This window comes from Aquiflexum sp. (genome assembly GCF_041751335.1).
Classification (GTDB): Bacteria; Bacteroidota; Bacteroidia; order Cytophagales; family Cyclobacteriaceae; genus Aquiflexum.
Window position 1 is genome coordinate 1 of record NZ_JBGSXS010000002.1, and the last position, 5,189, is coordinate 5,189.

General features: G+C 42.3%; 4 protein-coding genes and 1 pseudogene. 3 read left to right on the top strand and 2 right to left on the bottom strand.

The features are described 5' to 3' along the window. Together ACEW8U_RS00020 and ACEW8U_RS00025 are read right to left on the bottom strand one after the other, a co-directional pair. Nucleotides 1-288 (bottom strand): annotated as a pseudogene (locus ACEW8U_RS00020) (gfo/Idh/MocA family oxidoreductase); the annotation flags it as partial. A 37-nt stretch (nucleotides 289-325) separates the two neighbouring features. Further along, entirely contained in the window at nucleotides 326-1,678 is a 1,353-nt protein-coding gene (locus tag ACEW8U_RS00025) for a Gfo/Idh/MocA family protein (protein ID WP_373519975.1), read from the bottom strand. A 286-nt stretch (nucleotides 1,679-1,964) separates the two neighbouring features. Between ACEW8U_RS00025 and ACEW8U_RS00030 the strand changes: the two genes are divergently transcribed. The 3 genes from ACEW8U_RS00030 (at nucleotide 1,965) to ACEW8U_RS00040 (ending at nucleotide 5,057) form a co-directional block, all read left to right on the top strand. Then, nucleotides 1,965-2,840 carry an RraA family protein gene (locus tag ACEW8U_RS00030; protein ID WP_373519976.1) on the top strand — a complete coding sequence of 292 codons (876 nt, stop codon included), beginning with the start codon at nucleotides 1,965-1,967 and terminating at the stop codon, nucleotides 2,838-2,840. A gap of 107 nt (nucleotides 2,841-2,947) precedes the next feature. Continuing rightward, nucleotides 2,948-4,261, top strand: coding sequence for a Gfo/Idh/MocA family protein (locus ACEW8U_RS00035; RefSeq protein WP_373519977.1), 1,314 nt, complete (start codon nucleotides 2,948-2,950; stop codon nucleotides 4,259-4,261). Between the two features lie 40 nt (nucleotides 4,262-4,301). Further along, entirely contained in the window at nucleotides 4,302-5,057 is a 756-nt protein-coding gene (locus tag ACEW8U_RS00040; RefSeq protein ID WP_373519978.1) for a DUF1080 domain-containing protein, read from the top strand. Nucleotides 5,058-5,189: the final 132 nt, after the last annotated feature.

Sequence of the window (5,189 nt, forward strand, 5' to 3'; positions counted from 1 at the left end):
TTCATAATTCCCATATCCTTTGGCTTTACCTTGGGCATACTCCAGTCCTCTTTTCAGATGTTCAGGAATAATATCGCAACAGGCGATCAATTCATATTCAGGAAGTTCCTTTAGAATCATGGCCAATCCTATTCCCCTGCTGCCACATCCGATCAATCCTACCTTGAGTGGGCTATCAGAAGATGACCGTGTTCTTCCAGCTTGTGAAGGAAATCCCATGGCGCTGATTCCCGTGAGCGCTGTTGCACTGGTCAGGATAAATTTTCTTCTGTTTAGTTGGTTTTCCATTGATTTATTGTTTTGCAAAGAATCATCATTAATTCAATTATGCTGTGGGTTCCCAACCTGGTTCATAGTCCCTTTTCCAATATTTAATTGCTGATTTGTTATTTATAATATGCCCATTTTTAGGATTGATGTGGAGGGTTCCACCTGAGCGCTGCGCAATATTTCCCAATTGGACCAAAAGTGTGCTGGCCTGCCCACCATTGATTTCTGCTGCCAAAGGCGTTCCTTTTTTGATCGCATCAAACATATTTTGGATATGGATGGCGTCCAGATCCTGAGTCGGGTCAGAAAGATTTCTGGCATCCACAGTACGATCAAATTTCACCTCTTTGACCAGTTTGTTTTTCAGATCATAGATAGCATAGGCATTACCCCCTCCGATATTGAGCGACCCTTCTTCACCATAAAAAATCACTCCAACGCTGGAACCTTCATTGTTGATCCCATTGCAGCTTCTTCCTTCCCAGGTAATCAGGGAGTTGTTGTCAAACTCCAGACTGATCATCTGGGTGTCGGGCGTTTCCCAGTCATCTTGGTATCGATATCTTCCACCGGATGAGGTGACCTTAGTCGGGAATTCCACGCCAAGTCCCCATCTGGCCAGATCCACCATATGGGTTCCGTTGTTGAGGGCTTCTCCGGTACCCCAGTTCCAGAACCAATGCCAGTTGTAGTGGATGATATTGTCCCGATAATCTTCCCTTGGTGCAGGTCCCTGCCAAAGTTCATAATCGAGGTGATCAGGTACGGAAACTTTCTTTCCTATTCCAATCGGGCCCCTTTTGTTGGTGTACCAGGTTTTGGCATAATAGGGTCTTCCTATCACACCGTCATGTACTTCCTTTATCGCTGCAGCCACATTGGGCCAGGAACGTCTTTGGTTCCCCATTTGAATGACGCTGTTATATTTTGATGCAGCTTGAATCAAAATTTCTCCTTCGTGGGGATTATGGCTGGAAGGTTTTTCCAAATAGACATCTTTTCCCGCTTTACAAGCTAAGATTGCCGCTGGAGCATGCCAATGGTCAGGTGCGGCGACCACCAACACATCCACATCCTTATCCTCCAGGCTTTTTCTGAAATCGGCAGTGGCTTTGGGTTGTTTGTCCTGGATTTTTGAAACTGCAGCAATACATTTTTCAGCGGCAATTCTATCGACATCACAGATATGCAGTACTTCAGCATTGGGCTGCTTGGCAAAGTTCTGCGCCAAGGCATTGCCTCTGCTGTTGACGCCCATTACAGATACTTTGATGCGGTCATTGGCACCAAGTATTTTCCCATAGCTTTTGGGGCTGAATCCAGGGAGAATCCCTCCAATTGACAGGGCAGTTGTCCCTAATATGGTTTTTTTGATAAAGGTTCTTCTTGTGTCTTTTGGGCTTTTCATAGGGGGAAGAATTTTGGGTGGATACCATACATCGTTCAGATATTCCAAGATAGAAAATCCCCTTTTGATTTTTGCGTTTAAAATGCTTTCTTTATTCAAACGGTAAGTAGAAATCATGAATTGCCAGTTGGTTTTACCAGTTTTTCTCCCAGTGATTCAGTGATTAAAAAATTATATTTTTTTCATAGTGCAGCAATTAAAAATTGAATGTAGTGTTTGACCTCAGTCAATAATCAAGAGTCTGAAAATGTGATTAAATTAAAAAAACAATAAACCCATTATTATTATGAAAAACTTATTCTTGCCTCTATTTCTGATTGGTGTAATAACAATACATACCAATCTTAATGCCCAAAATGAACCGGTTGTTTCTGACGAAGTATTGATAGCCTTATATAAAGGTGCCCGTGTCACGGATGTGGTAGATGGTCTGGTGACGGTGGGATATATGGATGTGGGCGTGATGGATCCCAAAATTGCTCCTCTATGGAAAGATGTGGAAACCATGAGTCACAGGTTTTCAGGGATAGCCGTGACGGTCCGATACGGTCCTACCAACAGGCCCATGCATCCTGGAGCAGATCTGACCAAGCCCGAAAATTATGAAGAATATAGGAAATGGAGAGGGATGTGGTATTCCCAGTTATCTTCAGAACCATTTCAGCAATATATAAAACAAGGGACTGTAGTCGTGATGGATAATAAGGATGATAATGATACAGGTTCCACAGGGTCCAAAAATATTATGGATTGGCAGGAAAAAGGGGCTGTCGGCCTTGTTGCAGCCGGAGGTGTAAGGGATATAGATGAAGTCATCAGGCAGAAGAATCCTGTTTATATGAATTATTTTGAAAGAGGAAGGGGCGAAAGGATCGGTCGTAATGAATTTATTGATGCCCAAAGACCGGTAGTGGTAGGTGGTTGTCTGGTCTATCCCGGTGATGTGATTGTGGCAGATGGAGACGGCGTGGTGGTGGTTCCAAGGAGAGTGGCAGTCAGGGTAGGACAGATTGCCTACATGGAATTGGTAGATGATATGAAAGGCCGAAAAGAACTCTACGAAAAAACTGGAAGGGAACTGGATGAGACGGTGATCATTCTGGATGAACCCGCTGCATTTTTCAAAAAGCTGGGCTTACCAGTCGATCCAAATAAGAAATAACTGTAATAAAACAAATCAATAGCCAGTTTCTTGGGACCGGGTTAATTCTTGTTTCTGGATCAATATCATAAATGAAGTTAGGTGTACCTCAAACAAAAAGCCTTAATATGGAATATTCAAAAGACAACGCTGAAAACCAAAATCGAAGAGCCTTTCTCAAAACTACAGGAAAGGCCTTGGTCGGAAGTGCCGCCCTTCCTCTTGTTTTTAATGTCAACAAAAGTTTTGGCATGAAAAACGACATCCTAAAAGTAGGTTTGATTGGATGTGGAGGTAGAGGTACAGGTGCAGCAGCCCAGGCATTAAAAGCAGATCCAAATACTGTTCTGACCTGCATGGCTGATATATTTTCGGATTATTTGGATGAATCTTACAATGCGCTCATTCAGGTTAATCCAACTCAGGTCCAAGTTGGCGAGGGTCAAAAATTCATCGGATTTGATGCTTATCAAAAAGTATTGGACTCCGATGTCGATGTGGTGATTCTGACTACACCACCTGCCTTCAGGCCAGGTCATTTTAAAGCGGCGGTTCAGGCAGGAAAGCATGTGTTTTGTGAAAAGCCCGTGGCAGTTGATGCACCTGGAGTAAGAAGTGTTATGGAAACTGCAAGGTTGGCTAAAGAAAAAGGATTGAATTTGGTTTCAGGCTTTACTTTTAGGTATGACTTTCCAAAAAGAGCTTTGTTTGAAAAAATCAATAATGGGGAAATCGGGGAAGTGATGTCGGTATTGACAGTCAGAAACGGTGGCGGATTATGGTACAAAGAGAGACAGCCTTCCTGGACTGAAATGGAATATCAATTGAGAAACTGGTATTATTATGATTGGCTTTCCGGAGATTATATCGTGGAAATGATGGTCCATAGCTTAGACATGATGTCTTGGGCATTTGGTGATAAGCTTCCGTTAAAAGCAACAGGTTCAGGAGGCAGACAATCAAGGACTGAAAAGAAGTGGGGAAATATCTATGATCACTTCGCTATTGAATATGAATATGAAAATGGTGCAAAAGGGATTCATTTTAGCAGGCAACAACAAGGATGTTCCAATGTCAATAAAGCTGATGTGTTTGGTAAAAACGGGAATGCTGTAGTCGATATAGGTAGGCAGACACATAGAATTCAAAATGATAGCCTATGGGATTATGAAGGCGAAAAAAACAATCCTTATGAAACTCAACATGAGGAGTTGTTTGCTGCTATCCGAGCCGGAAAACCAATCAATGAAGGAGAATTAATGGCAAACAGTACCATGTTGGCCATTTTGGGCAGAATGGTGGGGTATTCTGGTCAGACAATTACTTGGGAGCAAGCCATGAATTCCAATCAGGTCCTTGGCCCTGATTTGGATGAGTATCATTGGGATTTGGTATGGCCGGTGCCTCCTGTGGCAGTACCAGGCAAGACAAAAGTAATTTGATCATTGTTTTGAAATCCCTAGAATTTTAAAATTTAGACAAATGAAATTTAACTTCCCTTTTGCCATCATTGCAGCTTCCTTACTTATCTGTACTCCTGTTGCAGGCCAAGACTATTTATTTGAATTTGGAAAGTCTAGAGGATTGGAGTCTTTGGTCAGCGATAAGCAACCTGAAGAAACTCCCCTGAAATGGTACAATGTAAATACCGAAAAAGAAACATGGTATTTTGAAGGGGATGAACTGGTTTGCAAAGGTTTACCGATTGGGGTAATACGGTCTGAGAAGCAATATGAAAACTTCATCATGTACATTGAGTGGAAGCACATAGAGGCAGGGGGGAATTCTGGAACATTTGTTTGGAGCAGTGCAATTCCTGGAGACAACCGACTTCCTGACGGCGTAGAGGTGCAAATGCTTGAATTGGATTGGGTAAATCAAAATAAAAAAGATGGCGTTCTGCCTCCGATAGCCTATGTACATGGAGAATTATTTGGAGTAGGGGGAGTAACAACCGTACCTGATAATCCGAGAGGAACGCGAAGCAAATCCATTGAAAATCGCTGCTTGGGCAAAGGCCAATGGAATACTTATGTGGTAGTTTGTGTGGACGGTGTCATCAAGCTATCTGTAAATGGGAAGTTTGTCAATGGCATCAGTCAGTCCAGTCAAAAGAAAGGATACATCTGTCTCGAATCGGAAGGGGCTCCCATACATTTCAGAAATCTGAAAATCACAGAACTCCCAGAAGGTTTTACTTCTATTGAGCAAATAGCACCTTTAATATCCAACTATTAATTAAACGTCAATTTCCTTTAGACCGATACCAAGTAGATTACCCAAATTGGCAATCGATATGAATAGATATTGTGTTTTCGTCCCTTTAGGGACGACATATGGGTAAAAATAGATCTTGTAAAATGATGCCCG

Bases quoted from the DNA above. Each gene is read 5' to 3' on its own strand.
- ACEW8U_RS00040 (WP_373519978.1), top strand. From the start codon at position 4,302: ATGAAATTTAACTTCCCTTTTGCCATCATTGCAGCTTCCTTACTTATC.
- ACEW8U_RS00025 (WP_373519975.1), bottom strand. From the start codon at position 1,678: ATGAAAAGCCCAAAAGACACAAGAAGAACCTTTATCAAAAAAACCATA.
- ACEW8U_RS00035 (WP_373519977.1), top strand. From the start codon at position 2,948: ATGGAATATTCAAAAGACAACGCTGAAAACCAAAATCGAAGAGCCTTT.
- ACEW8U_RS00030 (WP_373519976.1), top strand. From the start codon at position 1,965: ATGAAAAACTTATTCTTGCCTCTATTTCTGATTGGTGTAATAACAATA.